This is a genomic window from Aeromonas sp. TECH754 (genome assembly GCF_056279295.1).
In genome coordinates, this window is the sequence record NZ_JBWBRA010000001.1 from 3,353,801 (window position 1) to 3,373,312 (window position 19,512).

The 19,512-nt window shown below is 60.8% G+C and carries 15 protein-coding genes and 6 tRNA genes; 7 read left to right on the forward strand and 14 right to left on the reverse strand.

Features of this window, described 5'->3' with window-relative positions; genetic code table 11:
- Positions 1-16: 16 nt before the first annotated feature.
- Positions 17-1,087 carry an LPS export ABC transporter permease LptG gene (gene lptG, locus ACZ9IL_RS15170; RefSeq protein ID WP_476004232.1) on the reverse strand — a complete coding sequence of 357 codons (1,071 nt, stop codon included), beginning with the start codon at positions 1,085-1,087 and terminating at the stop codon, positions 17-19.
- A 25-nt stretch (positions 1,088-1,112) separates the two neighbouring features.
- A complete protein-coding gene (lptF, locus tag ACZ9IL_RS15175) occupies positions 1,113-2,225 on the reverse strand; it encodes an LPS export ABC transporter permease LptF (RefSeq protein WP_476004233.1) in 1,113 nt (370 codons plus the stop codon).
- 172 nt (positions 2,226-2,397) lie between these two features.
- On the opposite strand from lptF, the gene pepA reads away from it, so the two are divergent.
- The 6 genes from pepA (at position 2,398) to pbpG (ending at position 10,643) form a co-directional block, all read left to right on the forward strand.
- Positions 2,398-3,909 (forward strand): leucyl aminopeptidase, encoded by a 1,512-nt coding sequence (gene pepA, locus ACZ9IL_RS15180; RefSeq protein ID WP_476004234.1) that lies wholly within the window; start codon positions 2,398-2,400, stop codon positions 3,907-3,909.
- A gap of 174 nt (positions 3,910-4,083) precedes the next feature.
- Positions 4,084-4,539, forward strand: a complete 456-nt coding sequence (locus tag ACZ9IL_RS15185; protein ID WP_476004235.1) for a DNA polymerase III subunit chi — start codon at positions 4,084-4,086, stop codon at positions 4,537-4,539.
- Between the two features lie 60 nt (positions 4,540-4,599).
- Positions 4,600-7,452: a valine--tRNA ligase gene (locus tag ACZ9IL_RS15190; RefSeq protein WP_476004236.1), complete on the forward strand. Its 2,853-nt coding sequence runs from the start codon at positions 4,600-4,602 to the stop codon at positions 7,450-7,452.
- Positions 7,453-7,701: 249 nt separating this feature from the next.
- A complete protein-coding gene (locus tag ACZ9IL_RS15195; RefSeq protein WP_476004237.1) occupies positions 7,702-8,994 on the forward strand; it encodes a hemolysin family protein in 1,293 nt (430 codons plus the stop codon).
- 18 nt (positions 8,995-9,012) lie between these two features.
- Complete coding sequence (locus ACZ9IL_RS15200) at positions 9,013-9,678, forward strand: DedA family protein (protein WP_476004238.1); 666 nt, start codon at positions 9,013-9,015, stop codon at positions 9,676-9,678.
- Positions 9,679-9,857: 179 nt separating this feature from the next.
- Positions 9,858-10,643: a D-alanyl-D-alanine endopeptidase gene (gene pbpG / locus ACZ9IL_RS15205; protein WP_476004239.1), complete on the forward strand. Its 786-nt coding sequence runs from the start codon at positions 9,858-9,860 to the stop codon at positions 10,641-10,643.
- A gap of 563 nt (positions 10,644-11,206) precedes the next feature.
- Here pbpG and ACZ9IL_RS15210 read toward each other — a convergent pair.
- The 12 genes from ACZ9IL_RS15210 to pncC all read right to left on the reverse strand — a co-directional run bounded on the left by ACZ9IL_RS15210 (position 11,207) and on the right by pncC (position 18,775).
- A tRNA-Arg gene (locus ACZ9IL_RS15210) sits at positions 11,207-11,283 on the reverse strand.
- A 29-nt stretch (positions 11,284-11,312) separates the two neighbouring features.
- Positions 11,313-11,389: transfer RNA gene (locus tag ACZ9IL_RS15215), tRNA-Arg, on the reverse strand.
- Positions 11,390-11,418: 29 nt separating this feature from the next.
- Positions 11,419-11,495, reverse strand: a tRNA-Arg gene (locus ACZ9IL_RS15220).
- Positions 11,496-11,521: 26 nt separating this feature from the next.
- A tRNA-Arg gene (locus ACZ9IL_RS15225) sits at positions 11,522-11,598 on the reverse strand.
- Positions 11,599-11,698: 100 nt separating this feature from the next.
- Positions 11,699-11,775: transfer RNA gene (locus tag ACZ9IL_RS15230), tRNA-Arg, on the reverse strand.
- 3 nt (positions 11,776-11,778) lie between these two features.
- Positions 11,779-11,871 (reverse strand) — tRNA-Ser (locus ACZ9IL_RS15235).
- 213 nt (positions 11,872-12,084) lie between these two features.
- On the reverse strand, positions 12,085-12,273 hold the full coding sequence (gene csrA, locus ACZ9IL_RS15240; RefSeq protein WP_005315760.1) for a carbon storage regulator CsrA: 189 nt from the start codon (positions 12,271-12,273) through the stop codon (positions 12,085-12,087).
- Between the two features lie 93 nt (positions 12,274-12,366).
- Entirely contained in the window at positions 12,367-13,614 is a 1,248-nt protein-coding gene (locus ACZ9IL_RS15245; RefSeq protein WP_476004240.1) for an aspartate kinase, read from the reverse strand.
- A gap of 16 nt (positions 13,615-13,630) precedes the next feature.
- The gene (alaS, locus tag ACZ9IL_RS15250) at positions 13,631-16,255 is read right to left on the reverse strand and encodes an alanine--tRNA ligase (RefSeq protein WP_476004241.1); all 2,625 of its coding nucleotides are present in this window, start codon (positions 16,253-16,255) and stop codon (positions 13,631-13,633) included.
- Positions 16,256-16,583: 328 nt separating this feature from the next.
- The gene (locus ACZ9IL_RS15255) at positions 16,584-17,105 is read right to left on the reverse strand and encodes a regulatory protein RecX (protein ID WP_476004242.1); all 522 of its coding nucleotides are present in this window, start codon (positions 17,103-17,105) and stop codon (positions 16,584-16,586) included.
- A gap of 36 nt (positions 17,106-17,141) precedes the next feature.
- Complete coding sequence (gene recA, locus ACZ9IL_RS15260; RefSeq protein ID WP_042643132.1) at positions 17,142-18,203, reverse strand: recombinase RecA; 1,062 nt, start codon at positions 18,201-18,203, stop codon at positions 17,142-17,144.
- A gap of 80 nt (positions 18,204-18,283) precedes the next feature.
- Positions 18,284-18,775, reverse strand: coding sequence for a nicotinamide-nucleotide amidase (gene pncC, locus ACZ9IL_RS15265; protein ID WP_476004243.1), 492 nt, complete (start codon positions 18,773-18,775; stop codon positions 18,284-18,286).
- Between the two features lie 251 nt (positions 18,776-19,026).
- Here pncC and ACZ9IL_RS15270 point away from each other — a divergent pair, with 251 nt between their 5' ends.
- Positions 19,027-19,434 (forward strand): Spy/CpxP family protein refolding chaperone, encoded by a 408-nt coding sequence (locus tag ACZ9IL_RS15270; RefSeq protein ID WP_476004244.1) that lies wholly within the window; start codon positions 19,027-19,029, stop codon positions 19,432-19,434.
- The last annotated feature ends 78 nt before the right edge of the window (positions 19,435-19,512 follow it).

A 19,512-nucleotide genomic window follows, 5' to 3' on the forward strand; every position in this document is an offset into this window, starting at 1 on the left:
TGGTCGATGCCGACCGCTACTGCTTGCGACTGAGGATGTAGAAGGAGATGCCGCCAAACAGCAGGCTGGGGGCGATGGCGGCCAGGATGGGCGGTACCGAATAGACCAGGCTGACGGGGCCGAACACCCGATCGCTCACGTAGACCGCGAAACCCGTCATGATCCCCATCAGCATGCGGGCCCCCATGCTCACCGAGCGCAGCGGACCGAAGATGAAGGAGGAGGCCAGCAGTATCATGGCCACCACCGACAGCGGCGACAGCAGCTTGCGCCACATCTCCAGCTTGTAGCGACCGGCATCCTGCTTGTTGGCATCCAGATAGCCGATATAGTCGCGCAGACCCGAGATGGGCAGGTTCTCGGGATCGATGCTGACCACCCCGAGCTGTTTGGGGGTCAGCTCGGATTGCCACTCCAGCTGGGCACGTTTCTCGTCCTGGATCCGCGTGGGATCGTCGAAACGGGTGATGTGCACCTGCTTGAGCAGCCAGTGATGCTGCTCGAACACCCCCTCCTGCGCCTGGATCACGTCGATGAGATTGCGGGAAGGCGTGAAACGATAGAGGGTGATGCCGGTCAGGGCGCCGTCGTTGCGCACCCCGTTGATGTTGACGAAGTTGTTGCCATCCCGCGCCCAGACGCCATAGGCCGACACCGTCAGGCGCCCTTCCGACATGGAGCCCGCCTTGATGTCATCCGCCATCCGCTTGGCGATGGGGGCCACATATTCCCCCATCAGCCCCACCAGCAGCATCAGCGGGATCGCCGTCTTGAGCGCCGCCATGACGATGCTGATCTTGGAGCGGCCCGCCGCCTGCATCACCACCAGCTCGGAGCTGGTCGCCAGTTGACCGAGGCCGATGAGGCCACCCAGCAGCGCGGCCAGCGGGAAGAACAACACCGCCTCTTTCGGCATGGAGAGCAGCACGAAATAGAGGGCGTTGAGCATGTCGTAGTTGCCTTCCCCTACCGCTTTCAACTGCTCCACATATTTGATGAGCGCCGCCAGCCCCACCAGAGTCAGTTCGCACAGCAGGATCGACATGAAGATGACCCGGCCGATATATCTGTCGAGAATGCCGAACATCAGCAGAAACTCCTAGGTTGCAGCATCATGCTGACTTTCTCTTGAAAAAGTGCCCTTTGACCCCGTTCCACCAGCTGGTCCCCTGCAGGTTGAGCGGCAGACCGACCAGCAGCAGATAACTGAGCGGCACCAGGAACATCCCCGGCCAGTGAGGCAGACGGCCGCTGTCGATGGCCGAACGGGAGGCACTGAGCAGCAGGAAATAGGACAGATAGAGCAAGATCGCGGGCAACAGCTTGGCATAACGCCCCTGGCGCGGATTGACCCGGGCCAGCGGCACCACCAGGAAGGTGAGCACCAGGATGGAGAGCGGCAGCGACAGGCGCCACTGCAGCTCGGCCATCAACTGGTTGTCTCGGGTGCCCAACAAGGCTGCGGTCGGCTTGGCCGCGGCCTTGCGGTTGGAGCGCTCCATCTCCTGCTGACGGATCACCAGGCTGTATTCGCTGAACTCCGATATTTGGAACTGCTTGCCGGTGAACTGCCCCTCGTAGCGGGTGCCATCCACCAGAGTCAGCCACTGCAACCCGTTGCTGTCGGCGGTCACCCGCCCCTCGTTGGCGACCACCACCGACGGCGGCGAGCTGCCTTCGGCCCGCTGCAGCACGAAGATCTTCTGCAGCTCCGATCCCTTGTCGTTCAGATCCTGGATATAGGCGACCAACCGCCCCTTGTCGAGCTCCATGAAACGCCCGGCCTGCAGGAAGGAGATACCCGGATCGGCCTTGAACTCGTCGATGACCTGATACTCGCGCTCCTTGGCCTGGGGGGCGACCCAGCCGGTGTTGAAGGCCGCCACGGCCGCGGTCAACAAGGCCAGCAACATGGCGCTGCGCATCACGAAGCGGTGGCTGAAGCCCACCGCGTGCATCACCGTCATCTCGCTTTCGGCGTACAAACGACCATGAGCAAACAGAATGGCTAAAAACAGACTGATAGGCAGCATCAACAGCGCCATATTGGGCAGGTTGAGCAGCAGCAGGGTGGAAACCAGGCGCGTCGGCACCTCGCCATCGGCGGCATCGCCGATGATCTGGATAAATTGCTGACTGACGAAGATGAGCAGCAGGACGAATAGCACCGCCAGCTGGGTTTTCAGGGTCTCCCTGAACAAATATCGGAAAACGATCACAGTCATTCCCAAGTAAACTTGTGTTTTTAGTCGAATGCCTGAAAAATAGGGCCCTATATTGGATTTTTACCAGTTTGAACTGCGGAGCCTGTGGCTGTTCGCTCCGCCTCTGATACCCCAACAAGCACCGCATTATTCAATAAAAGGTGCCTTTTGTCTTTAGGATGTAGGAGATTCCATGGAGTTCAGTGTAAAGAGTGGCAGTCCTGAGAAGCAACGCAGTGCCTGCGTCGTCGTCGGCGTATTCGAGCCCCGTCGCCTCTCTCCGGTCGCCGAACAGCTGGACAAGATCAGCGACGGCTACCTCAGCTCGCTGCTGCGCCGCGGCGATCTGGAAGGCAAACCAGGCCAGATGCTGTTGCTGCATCAAGTACCGGGCGTGCTCAGCGAGCGCGTGCTGCTGGTCGGTTGCGGCAAGGAGCGGGAACTCGACGAACGCCAGTACAAGCAGATCATCAACAAGACCATCACCACCCTCAACGAGACCGGATCCATGGAAGCCGTCTGCTTCCTGACCGAGCTGCACGTCAAGGGACGGGATACCTACTGGAAGGTGCGTCAGGCGGTGGAAACCACCAAGGCGGGCCTCTACAGCTTCGATCAGTTCAAGACCAACAAGGCCGAACCGCGCCGCCCGCTGCGCAAGCTGGTGTTCAACGTGCCGACCCGTCGTGAACTGGCCATCGGCGAGCGCGCCATCACCCACGGCCTGGCCGTGGCGAAAGGGGTGCGCATCTGCCGCGACGTGGCCAACATGCCGCCCAACATCTGCAATCCGGCCTATCTCGCCTCCCAGGCCCGTCGTCTGGCCGATGCCTATGACAACATCACCACCAAGGTGATCGGCGAGCAGGAGATGGCCGAGCTCGGCATGAACTCCTACCTGGCGGTGGCCCGCGGTTCCGACAACGAAGCCATGATGGCCATCATCGAGTACAAGGGCAACGGCGATGCCAAGCCCATCGTGCTGGTCGGCAAGGGACTGACCTTCGATTCGGGCGGCATCTCCATCAAGCCGGCCGACGGCATGGACGAGATGAAGTACGACATGGGCGGCGCCGCCTCCGTGCTCGGTACCATGCACGCCCTGGCCCAGTTGCAGCTGCCCATCAACGTCATCGGCGTGCTGGCCGGCTGCGAGAACATGCCGGGTGGCAACGCCTATCGCCCGGGTGACATCCTCACCACCATGTCCGGTCAGACCGTCGAGGTGCTCAACACCGACGCGGAAGGTCGGCTGGTGCTGTGCGATGCGCTCACCTATGTCGACAGATACGATCCCGAGACCGTGATCGACGTGGCGACCCTGACCGGCGCCTGCATCATCGCGCTGGGTCACCACACCTCGGGTCTACTGGCGAATCACAACCCGCTGGCCCACGAGCTGCTGAATGCCTCCGAGCAGGCCGGCGATCGCGCCTGGCGCCTGCCGCTGTTCGACGAGTACCAGGAGCAGCTGGAGAGTCCGTTCGCCGACATGGCCAACATCGGTGGTCGTCCGGCTGGCACCATCACCGCCGCCGCCTTCCTGTCGCGCTTCACCAAGAAGTACAACTGGGCGCACCTGGACATCGCGGGTACCGCCTGGAAGAGCGGCAAGGACAAGGGCTCAACCGGTCGTCCGGTGCCCTTGCTGACCCAGTTCCTGCTCAACCGCGCCGGTGTGGCGGACGTCGAAGATAAGGAATGATGCCCCTTCCCCATCGACTCGGTGAGCGGTGCGGAAAGGCGTTACCCTGTTGTATCACAAGGAAGAGGCCCGCCTCTTCCTTGTTTCATTGAGAGAATCCGGGGAAACCGTGCCTGGCACGGCTTCCCGAAGACGGCCAATCGCTGTCCGTCACAGCCAAACGGGACCAACCTGATGAGCCAAGTGACCTTTTATCTGATGAGCGAAGCGGACGACGCGCAGGCCTCTGCGGTCGAGCGGCTCGCCTGCCAGCTCGCAGCCGATGGCTGGAGTACGGGCCATCTCTACCTGTTCTGTGCCGACGAGGCCCAGGCGCTGCGCCTCGACGAGCTGCTGTGGCAACTGCCACCGGATCGTTTCGTGCCGCACCAGTTGCAGGGGGAAACCGGCCAGGCACCGGTGGAGATAGGTCATCAACCCCCGAAGCGGCGCTACGCGCGGCTCATCAATCTGACCGAACAGACACCTTTGTTTGCAGGACACTTCGCTCAAGTGGTAGATTTTGTCCCCACTGACGAAACGCAAAAGCAGCAAGCCCGCGAGCGCTACAAGCACTATCGCCAGGCAGGCCACACCCTCGAAATGAGGGATCAGCCCGTCCTTGCTGCACCGGATCCGGCGCAGCCCTGACGGCGTCCAGCGCGATCCACACCCATTCACACCAGAATCCATCCAGAATACGGCGAGACCATGGAAAAGACCTTTAATCACAACGCCATCGAACAGGCGCTCTACCAGCACTGGGAATCCCAGGGTTACTTCAAGCCCCACGGCGACACCAGCAAAGACTCCTTCTGCATCATGATCCCGCCGCCGAACGTCACCGGCAGCCTGCACATGGGTCACGCCTTCCAGCAGACCCTGATGGACACCCTGATCCGCTACAACCGCATGCAGGGCAAGAACACCCTGTGGCAGGCGGGCTGTGACCACGCCGGTATCGCCACCCAGATGGTGGTGGAGCGCAAGATCGCCGCCGAAGAGGGCAAGACCCGTCACGACTACGGCCGCGATGCCTTCATCGACAAGATCTGGCAATGGAAAGAAGAGTCCGGCGGCACCATTACCCGCCAGATGCGCCGCCTCGGCGACTCCGTTGACTGGGAGCGCGAGCGCTTCACCATGGATGAGGGTCTGTCTGAAGCCGTGCAGGAAGTGTTCGTGCGGCTGTACGAAGATGGCCTGATGTACCGTGGCAAGCGGCTGGTGAACTGGGATCCCAAGCTCAACACCGCCATCTCCGATCTGGAAGTGGAAAACCGCGAGATCAAGGGCCACATGTGGCACCTGCGTTACCCACTGGCAAACGGTGCCAGGACGGCCGAAGGTCAGGATCACCTGATCGTCGCCACCACCCGTCCCGAGACCATGCTGGGTGACACCGCCGTCGCCGTGAACCCGGAAGATCCACGCTATAAAGCGCTGATCGGCCAGCACATCCTGCTGCCGCTGGTGAACCGTCTGATCCCCATCGTCGCCGATGAACACGCCGACATGGAGAAGGGCACCGGTTGCGTCAAGATCACCCCGGCCCACGACTTCAACGATAACGAAGTCGGCAAGCGCCACAACCTGCCGATGATCAACATCTTCACCCTGGACGCCCACGTGCGCACCGAGGCCGAAGTGGTCGACGCCAACGGCAACCCGAGCACCGCCTACGACGCCGCCCTGCCAAGCGAGTTCGCCGGTCTTGAGCGCTTCGCCGCCCGCAAGGCGATCCTCGCCAAGCTCGACGAGCTGGGTCTGCTGGCCGAAACCAAGGATCACGTGCTGCAACAGCCTTACGGCGATCGCGGCGGCGTGCCCATCGAGCCGATGCTGACCGACCAGTGGTATGTGCGCGTGGCCCCCATGGCCAAGACCGCCATCGAGGCAGTGGAAGATGGCCGCATCCAGTTCGTGCCCAAGCAGTACGAGAACATGTACTTCTCCTGGATGCGCGACATTCAGGACTGGTGCGTCTCCCGTCAGCTGTGGTGGGGTCACCGCATCCCGGCCTGGTATGACGAAGCCGGCAAGGTCTACGTCGGCCGCGACGAGGCCGAGGTGCGCGCCAAGCACAACATTCCGTCCGTGACCGTGCTGCGTCAGGACGAAGACGTACTCGACACCTGGTTCAGCTCCGCCCTGTGGACTTTCTCCACCCTGGGCTGGCCGAACAACACCGAGGCACTCAAGACCTTCCACCCCACCGACGTGCTGATGAGCGGCTTCGACATCATCTTCTTCTGGATAGCCCGGATGATCATGATGACCATGCACTTCATCAAGGACGAAGACGGCCAGCCACAGGTCCCGTTCAAGACCGTCTACATCACCGGTCTGATCCGGGATGAAGAAGGCCAGAAGATGTCCAAGTCCAAGGGCAACGTGCTGGACCCGCTCGACATGATCGACGGCATCTCCCTGCCGGATCTGCTGGAGAAGCGCACCGGCAACATGATGCAGCCGCAGATGGCCGAGAAGATCGGCAAGCGGACCGCCAAGCAGTTCCCGGAAGGGATCGAGGCCCACGGCACCGATGCCCTGCGCTTCACCCTAGCGGCGCTGGCGTCCACCGGTCGCGACATCAACTGGGACATGAAGCGCCTGGACGGCTACAACAACTTCTGCAACAAGCTGTGGAACGCCTCCCGCTACGTGCTGATGAACACCGAGGAGCAGGATTGCGGCCTCAATGGCGGCGAGATGCAGTTCAGCCTGGCGGATCGCTGGATCCAGTCCCAGCTGCAGGTGGCCGTCCGTGACTTCCGTACCGCCCTCGACACCTACCGCTTCGACATGGCGGCCGGCATCCTGTACGAGTTTATCTGGAACCAGTTCTGCGACTGGTATCTGGAGCTGACCAAGCCGGTGCTGGGCAAGGGCTCCGAGGCCGAGCAGCGGGCTACCCGTCACACTCTCGTGACTGTTCTCGAGACCCTGCTGCGTCTGGCGCACCCCATCATCCCCTTCATCACCGAGACCATCTGGAAGTCGGTGGCACCGCTGACCGGTATCAACGCCGATACCATCATGCTGCAGCCGTTCCCGGCATTCGATTCAGCTAAGCTGGACGAGAGCGCGATGGCGGATCAGGAGTGGGTGAAGGAGTTTATCGTCGGCATCCGCAACATCCGCGCCGAGATGAACGTCTCCCCGAGCGTGGGTCTGAACGTGCTGCTCAAATGCGACGCCAAGGATGCCGAGCGCGCCCAGGACAACGAGGCCTTCCTCAAGTCGCTGGCGCGTCTGGAGTCCATTCGCGTGCTGGCGGACGGCGAGGTCGCCCCCCTGTCGGTCAAAAAACTGATCGGTGCCACCGAGCTGATGATCCCGATGGCCGGTCTCATCGACAAGGAGGCCGAGCTGGCCCGTCTGGCGAAAGAAGTCGCGAAGCTCGCCGGCGAGTGTGCCCGCATCGAAGGCAAGCTCGGCAACGAGGCCTTCGTGGCCAAGGCGCCGGATGCCGTCATCGCCAAGGAGCGCGAGAAGCTGGAAGAGTACCGCCTCCAGCTGGCCAAGCTGGAAGCCCAGCAGGTCGAGATCGCCGCCCTGTAAGCGAGCCCTGAGTGCAAAAAGCCCCCGTTTATCGGGGGCTTTTTATTTTCTGGCGCGGCAGGATCGGTCTCGGGGGAGATGGCGCAGCGGCCGGACGCGGAGCCCGCCGACGGCCGACACCGTTTTCCTGCGCTTTTCTGTCCCTGCAATTGAAAAATTCACGAACCAAATCACCTGCTTTCACAAGCGCATCGTCCGCAAATTCATTACACTGCCAGCGATCTTTTCTATTCGGAGTGCTGCCCCAGTATGGAAGTATTGATCCTGTTTGGATTGATTTTGCTCAATGGCGTCTTCGCCATGTCGGAAATTGCCATCGTCACCGCGCGCAAGGCCCGCCTCGCCAAACTGGCAAGCGAGGGCAATCGCTCCGCCGCCATCGCGCTCAAGCTGGGGGAGGATCCGACCCATTTCCTCTCCGCCGTGCAGATCGGCATCACCAGCATCGGTTTGCTCAACGGTATCTACGGCGAGTCCCTGCTGGCGCAACCCTTCGCCCTCTGGCTGCAAGAGTGGGGCCTGTCCGCCAACAGCAGCAGCCTGCTCGCCACCGTCATCGTGGTCGTGCTGGTGACCTACCTCTCCATCGTGGTGGGGGAGCTGGTGCCCAAGCGCCTCGGCCAGCTCAGCGCCGAGCGCATCGCCTGCCTGATGGCCCGCCCCATGATGTGGCTGGCCACCCTGACCCGCCCCTTCGTCTGGCTGCTGTCCGCCTCCACCAACGCCAGCCTGCGCCTGCTGCGGGTCGATCAGAGCAACAGCAACAACGTCACCCAGGAGGAGATCCACGCCATCCTAGTGGAGGGCTCCGAAGCCGGGATCATCGAAGACCACGAACACACTATGTTGCGCAACGTGTTCCGGCTCGACGAGCGCAGCCTCTCCTCCCTGATGGTGCCCCGCAGCGACATTCGCTATCTGGATCTCGCCCTGCCGCTGGAGATCAACCTGCAGCGACTGGTGGAGTATCGCCACGGCTACTTCCCGGTCTGTGATGGCAGCCTGTCGGATCTGGTGGGCATCCTCAACGTCAGCCGGGTGCTGCACGCCTACATCAAGGGCGACCCCATCGATCTGGCGGCCCTGACCCAGGATGGCAGCCTGCTGCCGGAAACCCTCAACGGGCTCGAGCTGCTCAATCACTTCCGCACCCACTCCGAACACATGGTGCTGGTGGTGGACGAGTACGGCGAGCTGCAGGGGCTAGTCACCCAGCAGGATCTGCTGGAGACCCTGGCCGGCGACTTCCAGCAGGAAGGCGGCGAAGACAACTGGGCCTTCCAGCGCGCCGACGGCAGCTGGCTGCTCGATGGCTTGATCCCGCTGCCCGAATTGAAGGACTGTCTGGAGCTGGTACGGCTGCCGGAAGAAGAAAAACATCACTATCACACCCTTGGAGGGCTTATCATGCTGCTCCTTGGCCGCCTTCCCCAGACGGGAGACCTGGTCACCCTGGAACAGTGGCAACTGGAAATAGTGGATATGGACGGCCTGCGCATCGACAAGGTGCTTGCCATGCCTTTGACCGACCAACCCAGCTAACCTGCGGAGTTTGCACGTATGGAGCAGTTTTACCACCTGGCTCACGCCTTCATGAATCAGGATCTGGCGGCCCTGTCCGATCCCAAGATGGTCTTCATGGTCTATATCGTCCTGTTGACCTTCCTGGTGCTGGAGAATGGCTTCATCCCGACCGCCTTCCTGCCGGGCGATACCCTGCTGATCCTGACCGGTGTGCTGATCTATCAGGGGGTGCTGCCGCTGGCGATAGTCCCGCTGCTGATCGTGGCCACCTTCGTCGGCACCTGGCTTGGCTACATGCAGGGGCGCTTTCTCGGCCACACCCAGATGTACCACCGGCTGATGTCCCACCTGGATGACAAGCACAAGGAGAAGGTCTACTACCTGCTCAACAAGTACGGCATTGTCACCCTGATCACGGCACGCTACATCGCCTTCGTGCGCACCGCCTATCCCTACATCGTCGGTGCCAGCGAGATCCCCCAGGGGCGCTTTCTCATCGTCAATCTGGTCAGCTCCATCATGTGGATCTGCCCGCTGGTCGGCCTGGGCTACTACCTGAGCCACACCAAGCTGGCCGCGCAGTATGAGTCCCAGTTCCTCAGCATCATTCTCTGCCTGCCACTGGTGCTGCTGGTCGGTGGCCTGATCGCGCTGATCTGGCGCTGGCTAAGCAAACGCAAGGCCACCGTCTCCAAGGATTGAGACGCGCAACGAGGGTCGCCGGCAGGCGGCCCTTTTTTTATGGAAATAATGACAAAATCCTCGTCCCCGCTCTTGTAAAGCAAGGGCAAAAATGAGTGAATCTAGCGCCTTTTTTCGCTGTGGATGGAGTCGGTTGTATGGGGTGTCGGATTCGCGTAATCGCGCTGGTATGTGGGTTGATGGGACTGCTTGGATTGCCTGCAGCCCTGGCGGCACCCAACCCGGCCAGTCTGAAGTTGCAGTCGGGCAGCGCCCTGGTGATGGACGTCAACACCGGCAAGACGCTCTATCAGAAGAACCCCACCCAGGTACGCCCCATCGCCTCCCTCACCAAGCTGATGACCGCCCTGGTGGTGCTGGATGCCAAGCAGAGCCTGAGCCAGACCCTGACCGTCGATCAGAACGACAGGGACAACATCAAGCACACCTACTCCCGGGTGCGCTTCGGCACCAAGGTGACCCGCCGCGATGCCCTGCATCTGGCGCTGATGTCCTCCGAGAACCGCATGGCCTCCGCCCTCGCCCGCCACTATCCTGGTGGCCGCGCCGCCTTCATTCGCGCCATGAACAACAAGGCCAAGCAGCTCGGCATGCGCAATACCCGTTACTATGACTCCACCGGGCTGTCGACCCGCAACGTCTCCACCGCTCAGGATCTGGCCAGGCTCATCTCGGCAGCCTATCGCCAGCCGCTGATCCGCCAGTTCACCCAGAACGACAGCATGGAGATGCGCTTCTCCAACCCCTCCTATAGCCTGATGTTCAACAACACCAATCCCTTGGTGAAGAACCCGGACTGGGACGTACGCCTCTCCAAGACCGGCTACACCGACGAGGCGGGCCGCTGCCTGCTGATGCGCGCCAAGCCGGATCGCCAGGAGCTGGCCATAGTGCTGCTCAACTCGGTGGGCAAACGCACCCCCATCGGCGATGCCAACCGCATTCGCAAGTGGCTCAAGAGCTAAGCGGATAGCTGAAACGCAAAAAAGGATGCCAAGGCATCCTTTTTTATTGCCCAGCGCTCACCCATGCTCGCCGCTCACAGGCTAGCCGCGTCTGTCTAAGCCAATCCTCAGGGGATGGGGGTGAACCCTGATGGTATGGGAATAGCGCTCAGGCCAGCTGTGGCTATCTGAGCCGCTTCCCAAGGGATGGGATGATACGGGAATAGCATGGCGCTCACAGGCCTGCCGTGGCTATCTGAATCGATATCCAAGGGATGGTGGGCGACCTGTGATGATGGGGAGGTAGCATGCCCCCACAGGCCCGTCACGCCTGCCTGAGTTGATATCCAGGGGAGGGCGAGCGACCTTGATGGTACTGGCGTGGAAAGCGCTCAGAGCGGCGCAGGCGGGCGTTTATCGCGGATGCTGGAGAGATCCACCGGGACTTGCCGACCGGGTGAACAAAGTGGCCCAGAGGATAGAGAGAAATAGGGGGGAATGTGCAAATTGCAGCAAATTTTCATGCTGAAATAGGAAATTGGCACATAAAAAAACAGCCTCGACCGGAGTCGAGGCTGTCTGTATGGTGCGCCCGGGAGGATTCGAACCTCCGACCACCTGGTTCGTAGCCAGGTACTCTATCCAGCTGAGCTACGGGCGCTCATCAACTTTTAGCATTGTCTTCAAAAATGGTGCGCCCGAGAGGATTCGAACCTCTGACCACCTGGTTCGTAGCCAGGTACTCTATCCAGCTGAGCTACGGGCGCTCATCAATTTTTGACATTGCTTTCAAACATGGTGCGCCCGGGAGGATTCGAACCTCCGACCACCTGGTTCGTAGCCAGGTACTCTATCCAGCTGAGCTACGGGCGCTCATAAATTTTTGATTTTGCTTTAAATGGTGCGCCCGGGAGGATTCGAACCTCCGACCACCTGGTTCGTAGCCAGGTACTCTATCCAGCTGAGCTACGGGCGCCCTGATTTAAAACGATAAAAAAAGCCTACTTATCAGTAAGCCTTTTTCAAAGTGTCGACTTGCTGATGGTCAACACATGACTCTTGCTTGAGTCGTAATATGGTGCGCCCGGGAGGATTCGAACCTCCGACCACCTGGTTCGTAGCCAGGTACTCTATCCAGCTGAGCTACGGGCGCAAATGGCGGAGAAGGGGGGATTCGAACCCCCGATGCGGGTATAAGCCGCATACTCCCTTAGCAGGGGAGCGCCTTCAGCCTCTCGGCCACCTCTCCGTTTGCGGGGCTGATAATACTTCACAGGGATTTTTAGTCAAACACTTTTTTGGAGAAAATAGCGTGTTCGCTCAGCATTTGGACAAAGCGTGGAATATTCAAGCAATATCGACACTTACCCCGTCATTTCGCACCCTGCGAGGCCGTTTGCAGGGCCCCAAAAAAACAAAAGGCGACACAGAGGTGTCGCCTGATAGCAGCTATTGATGCGGCTTAGAAATTCGGTTGACCCGGCACTTTCTCGGCCTGTATCCGCATGTAGATCTCTTCGCGGTGCACGGAGACCTCTTTCGGTGCGTTGACACCGATACGAACCTGGTTGCCTTTCACACCCAGCACGGTGACAGTCACTTCGTCACCAATCATCAGGGTTTCCCCTACACGACGAGTCAAAATAAGCATTCGCTTGCTCCTGTATCTTGTTTTGTATTTATATCGATATGCACCATTATCTTACAAAGATACCGATATGGTAAATGGTTGAAACTAAATCAATCAGGGATTGTTCCCCAAGGGCTGCTCATGAGGCTCATTATCCAGCCCGAACGCGGCGTGCAACGAACGCACGGCCAGCTCCAGGTACTTCTCGTCAATCACCACGGATATCTTGATTTCAGAGGTGGAGATCAACTGCATGTTGATCCCCTCCTCGCCCAATACCTTGAACATGGTGCGCGCGACACCGGGATGATTCCACATGCCGACCCCGACGATGGAGACCTTGGCGATCTCCCCGTTGCCCTGCACGCAGGCAGCCCCCAGTTCGGTGGCGGTCTGCTCCAGCAGGGCGCGAGCCCGGCGGTAGTCATCGCGATTCACCGTGAAGGTGAAATCGGCGGTGCCATCCCCCAGGGTGTTCTGCACTATCATGTCGACGTCGATGTTGGCATCGCTGATCGGATTCAGGATCTGCGCCGCCACCGTCGGCCTGTCCGGCACGCCCAGAATGGTCAGACTGGCCTCGTTGCGATTGAACGCAATGCCGGATACCAGGGGTGCTTCCATCCTCTCACCTCCGTATGTGATTAAGGTTCCCTCTCCGTCGACAAAGCTCGACAGCACCCGCAGTGGCACGCGGTACTTGCCCGCGAATTCCACCGAACGGATCTGCAGCACCTTGGCCCCCAGGCTCGCCATCTCCAGCATCTCCTCGAAGGTGATGGTGGAGAGGCGGCGGGCCTTGGGCTCGATGCGCGGATCCGTGGTATAGACCCCATCCACATCGGTAAAGATCTGGCATTCATCGGCCTTGAGGGCCGCCGCGACCGCCACCGCCGTAGTGTCAGAACCACCGCGGCCCAGGGTGGTGATGGCGTTGTGCTCATCACGGCCCTGGAAACCGGCGATCACCACCACCTTGCCCGCACCGAGTTCAGCCTGAACCTGCGCGGTGTCGATGTGGGTGATACGCGCCTTGCCATAGGCGGCATCGGTATGAATGCGAACCTGATCACCGGTCATTGAGACCGCCGGACAACCGCGTTTGTTCAACGCGATCGCCAGCAGCGCTATGGTGACCTGCTCACCGGTGGAGACCAGCACATCCATCTCGCGCCGGTTGGCGTCGGGATCCAGCTGCTGGGCCATGCCCAGCAACCGGTTGGTCTCGCCCGACATGGCGGAGACCACCACCACCACATCGTGTCCTTGGGCGCGGGTCTGTTGAACCCGCTCAGCCACCGCCGCGATCCGCTCCAGCGTACCGACCGAGGTGCCGCCGTACTTCTGTACATAGAGTGCCACAGATCACCTCGCCCTGTTACAGGCGCTCTTCCAGCCAGGAGTGAACGGATTGCAATGCCGCCGGCACCGCCTCGGGCTGGGTGCCACCCGCCTGGGCCATGTCCGGTCGACCACCGCCCTTGCCACCCACCTGCTGGGCCACCAGATTGACCAGCTCACCAGCTTTTACCTTGGCGGTCAGATCGTTGGTGACACCGGCGATCAGGTTGACCTTGTCATCGCTGCAGGTTGCCAGCAGTACGACACCGGACTTCATCTGATTCTTCAACTCATCGAGCATGCCGCGCAGGGACTTGGGATCGGCCCCTTCCAGTGCCGCAATCAGCACCTTCTGGCCGTTGATTTGAATAACCTGGCTCAGCAAGTCGCTACCGGCCTGCGCTGCCAGCTTGGCCTTGAGCTGTTCCAGCTCACGCTCCATGAATTTGGACTTGTCCATCATCTGGCGGACCTTGTCGGCGATGGAGAACTGATCGCCCTTCACCAAGGCAGCCGCCTCTTCGATCTGCTCGGCCAGCTGATGCATGAAGTCGATGGCACCCTTGCCGGTCACCGCCTCGATACGACGAACACCAGCGGCGATACCGCTCTCGGCGATGATCTTGAAGAAGCCGATGTCGCCGGTGCGCTTGGCATGGGTACCGCCACACAGCTCGGTGGAGTAGTCGCCCATGCGCACAACCCGCACGTCGTCTTCGTATTTCTCGCCGAACAGCGCCATGGCGCCGGCGGACTTGGCCGCTTCCAGATCCATGACCTGGGTGGCGATATCGTGGTTGGCACGGATCTGGGCATTGACCAGCTCCTCGACCCGGCGAATGGTCGCCATGGTCAGGCCTTCAAAATGGGAGAAATCGAAGCGCATGCGCTCGGCGCCCACCAGAGAACCTTTCTGGGTCACGTGATCACCCAGTGCCTGGCGCAGGGCGGCATGCAGCAAGTGAGTCACCGAGTGGTTCAGGGCGATGGCCTGACGGCGATCGCCATCGACCACGGCTTCGACCTCGGCGCCCTTCTCCAGGGTACCCAGCTCCAGATACCCCTTGTGAATGATGGCCTTGCCTGCCTTCTGGGTGTCGGTCACGGCGAAGATGCCGTCGTCCACCTTGAGCACGCCGCTGTCACCCACCTGACCGCCGGACTCGGCATAGAAGGGGGTCTCGGCCAGCACGACCACGGCTTCTTCGCCGGCGATGAGGCCGTTCACTTCGATCCCGTCCTTGTAGATGCCGACGACGGTGCTCTTCTGACTCAGCTGCTTGTAACCGGTAAATGGGGTTTCGAAGTCGAGTTTCAACACTTCGTTGTAGTTCACCCCGAAGCTGGAAGCCTCCTTGGCACGGGCACGCTGCTTCTCCATCTCGATCTTGAAGCCTTCCTCGTCGATGCCGATCTCGCGCTCGCGCACCACGTCGGCGGTGAGATCCGCCGGGAAACCGTAAGTGTCATACAGCTTGAACACCACCTCACCCGGGATCACCTTGGCGTCCCCCAGGTTGGCCAGCACGTCTTCCAGCAGCAGCAGACCTCTGTCCAGAGTGCGGACAAACTGCTCCTCCTCGATACGCAGCACGCGCTCGACCAGCGGCAGCTGGGCGATAAGCTCGGCCGCCACGTCCTTCATCTGCACCGCCAGCTCGGCGGCCAGCTTGTAGAAGAACACCTCGGTGGCACCCAGCTTGCGGCCGTGACGCACGGCGCGGCGGATGATGCGACGCAGCACATAACCACGGCCCTCGTTGGACGGCATGACGCCGTCTGCCACCAGGAAGGCACAGGAGCGGATGTGGTCGGCAATGACGCGCAGGGACTGGTTGCTCAGATCCTCGGTGCCAACAATCTCGGCCGCCTTCTTGATCAACGCCTGGAAGATGTCGATCTCGTAGTTGGAGTGCACGCCCTGCATGATGGCGGAGATGCGCTCAAGACCCATGCCGGTGTCCACTGACGGGCGGGGCAGCGGCTCCATGGTGCCGTCAGACTGGCGGTTGAACTGCATGAAGACCACGTTCCAGATCTCGATGAAGCGGTCGCCGTCTTCTTCCGGTGAACCGGGAGGGCCACCCCAGAGGTGGTCGCCGTGATCGTAGAAGATCTCGGTGCAGGGGCCGCAGGGGCCGGTATCGCCCATCTGCCAGAAGTTATCGGAGGCAAAGGCGGCGCCCTTGTTGTCGCCGATGCGCACGATGCGATCGGTGGGCACGCCGATGTCATTGGCCCAGATGTTGAAAGCTTCGTCGTCCGTTTCATAGACGGTCACCAGCAGGCGCTCTTTGGGCAGCTTGAGGGTACCGGTCAGGAATTCCCAGGCAAAACGGATGGCGTCCTGCTTGAAGTAGTCACCGAAGCTGAAGTTACCCAGCATTTCGAAGAAGGTGTGGTGACGAGCGGTATAGCCGACGTTTTCCAGGTCATTGTGCTTGCCGCCAGCCCGTACACAACGCTGGGAGGTGGTGGCTCTGTTGTAGGCACGCTTGTCTGCGCCAAGGAACACATCCTTGAACTGGTTCATCCCTGCGTTGGTGAACAGCAAGGTCGGATCGTTGTGCGGCACCAGCGAGCTGGAGGAGACAACCTGGTGCCCCTGGGAGCGGAAATACTCGAGGAACGCGGAACGTAACTCTGACGTGGACATATACATGGAAAATCCTGCTTGATTCGGATACGGACTTTTAATCGCAATAATGTAAGTTTTCTGCGGGGTAAAGTAAAACGTACCGGCTCGTAGCGGGTGAAAAAGCACGCATGGTCCGCAGAGCGAGAGGAAGGCATGGTCATGCCGCCAGCAGCGGCGGCCATGGGAAGTGGGTACTTGCAACTGAAGGTCAGGCCAGAACGGGGCCCATGTGCAGGATCTCTGTGTGAAACAGCCAGAGGAAACGGCCATCTGCCAGCCAGGTCACGACTATGGCGGGACAGCGACTCCTCCCGCGCCGGCGTGACCGAGAGGGCATAGCAATGGCGGCCCCTTACTCACCCCGCTCTTGCATGGCCGAGAGGGCGTAACGGGCCTGATCCTGATTGAAGCCACGGCCAAGCAGATACTTGAGCCACTTCATTCGCAGCTTGAAATCATCCAGCTCGCTCGACCTGGCCCGCCGCTGCAGCAGCTCGGACGCCAGCTCGAACCAGTCCAGCTCGGGTTGCTCAAACGCGCGCTCTATCTGGGCATCGCTCAGCCCCTTGCGGCGCAGATCGAAGCGGATCTTGATGGGCCCATGCCCCTTGGCGGCACCGGCCCGCACGGCCATGGCGCCATAGCGCTCGTCATCGACCCAGTGATAACCGCGGCAATAGTCGAGCACGGCGCCGATCACCTCGTCGTTGAAGCCCTGCTTGCGCAAGCGGTTCGCCAGCTCGGACTCGGCACTCTCCCGGCGCGCCAGACTGCGCATGGCAAAGGCACGGGCCGCGGCAAACATCTCTTCGAATGAGGGTTCTTCTGGGGGGACTGGGGTATCGGCGGGTTCTGACATGGATTCATCGACCATAAATGACAAGGCCGGGGGTTAGCCCGGCCTTTCTGTTTACTCGAGTTCTTCGCCTTCGGGCTCGAACTCGTCGGCCTCGATGGCGGCAGGCTTGTCGTCCACCGGAGCGGCGCCAGAGAGCAGCAGCTCACGCAGTCTGGCTTCCACTTCGGCCGCCATGGCCTTGTTCTCACTGAACAGCTTCATCACGTTGGCCTTGCCCTGACCAATCTTCTCGCCGTTGTAGCTGTACCAGGCACCGGCCTTGTCGATCAGCTTGTGCTTGACGCCCAAGTCCACCAGCTCACCCTCTTTGGAGATGCCGGCACCGTAGAAGATCTGGAACTCGGCCTGCTTGAAGGGCGGGGCCACCTTGTTCTTGACGACCTTGACGCGAGTCTCGTTACCGACCACTTCGTCGCCATCCTTGATGGCGCCGATGCGGCGGATGTCCAGACGCACTGAGGCGTAGAACTTGAGCGCGTTACCACCAGTGGTGGTTTCCGGGCTGCCGAACATGACGCCGATCTTCATCCGGATCTGGTTGATGAAGATACACAGGCAGTTCGCGTTCTTGATATTGGCGGTCAGCTTGCGCAGGGCCTGGGACATCAGACGGGCCTGCAGGCCGACGTGGGAATCCCCCATCTCGCCTTCGATTTCTGCCTTCGGCGTCAGGGCGGCCACGGAGTCGACGATGATGACGTCGACGGCGTTGGAGCGCACCAGCATGTCGCAAATTTCCAGCGCCTGCTCACCGGTATCCGGCTGGGAGATCAGCAGCTCATCGACGTTGACCCCCAGCTTGGCGGCATAGATGGGGTCGAGTGCGTGTTCCGCATCGACGAAGGCACAGGTCTTGCCTTTTTTCTGAGCTTCCGCGATCACCTGCAGGGTCAGGGTGGTCTTGCCCGAGGATTCCGGACCGTAGATCTCGACGATACGACCGCACGGCAGGCCGCCGATACCCAGCGCCACGTCCAGGGAGAGAGAACCGGTGGAGATGGCTTCGATGTCCATGGTCTTGCTGTCGCCAAGACGCATGATGGAACCCTTGCCGAACTGCTTTTCAATCTGGCCCAGCGCAGCCGCCAGTGCCTTCTGTTTGTTCTGATCCATGCCAATCTCCGCTGGGAATCGTGGTGAAGAAGTGAAGTTGGGCTAAGTATACTGTTTATGCATACAGTATCAAGCCCAATTTATCTGAGCAGAGCCAACAAGCCGGACAAGGCCTGCCTGACGGCCTGTCGCCGCACCTGCTGTCGGTCGCCGTCGAAGCGGGCCAGCAGGGAGTGATGGCGACCACTCTTGTCCACCCAGGCAAACCAGACGGTGCCGACCGGCTTGTCATCGCTGCCGCCCCCCGGCCCTGCGATGCCGCTGATGGCCACGCTGATGGCCGCATCGGAGCGGGCCAGGGCGCCCTTGGCCATCTCCAGCACCACGGCCTCGCTGACGGCGCCATGGCGCAGCAGGCTGTCGATGCTGACTCCTAGCATCTGCTGCTTGGCCTCATTGGTATAGGTGACGAAGCCTCTGTCGAACCAGCCGGAGCTGCCCGCCACCTCGGTGATGGCCGTGGCGACGCCGCCGCCGGTACAGGATTCCGCCGTGGCTGCCATCCAGCCCCGCCCCGTCAGCGCCTCCCCCAGTTCCTGGGATAAGCGGGCAATCTCAGCTTCAAGCCCCATGGTCGTACCCTCTTTGGCCATTTTCAGGCGAACTATGGGGCCCATTATGCAATTGCCCCGGATCCCGGGCAACCAGCCGGGCACCCGCTGCGTCTCGTCCTGGCCCAGGACAGCAACTGTCGCAGGCTTTGCGGGCAAGCCCCGCCATATCAGCTAGTTACCTCCGCTTAAGCTCCAGTACATGGGGGCTCCCTATAATCAGCAAGCACCGCCTATGCGGTTTCAATCCTGTGAAACATGGAGAAAGACAGATGAAGCATCAGTTCAAAGTCGCCGTTGCCGCCCTGGCGATGTGCTTTGCCAGCAATACCTTTGCCACCGAGACTGCCACTGACCTGCAAAGCGAGACCACCCTGGCCCAGGAGCTGAACCTGTCCAGCGCCCAGACTGAGCAGATCAAAGGGTTGCGTGAGCAGACCATGAACAGCCTGAGCTCACTCAAGCTCGACGCCATCGGCCAGGACGTGATCGTCAACATGATCAAGTCTGGCAAGTGGGATGAGGCGGCCGCCAAGAAACAGCTGCAAACCATCAGCGACATCCAGGCCCAGGCCCGTTACTACCGCGCCTTCTACCTGTTCGAAGTCAGCAAGGTGCTGACCGCCGAGCAGAAAGCCAAGCTGCACGAGATGATGAGTGGCGGCGAAGCCATGTACTAAGAGGCGGTTTATCCTCCTCTGACCACAATCCCCGCACCGGTGCGGGGATTTGTTTTTTCCACGCCTTCCTCACAGCGC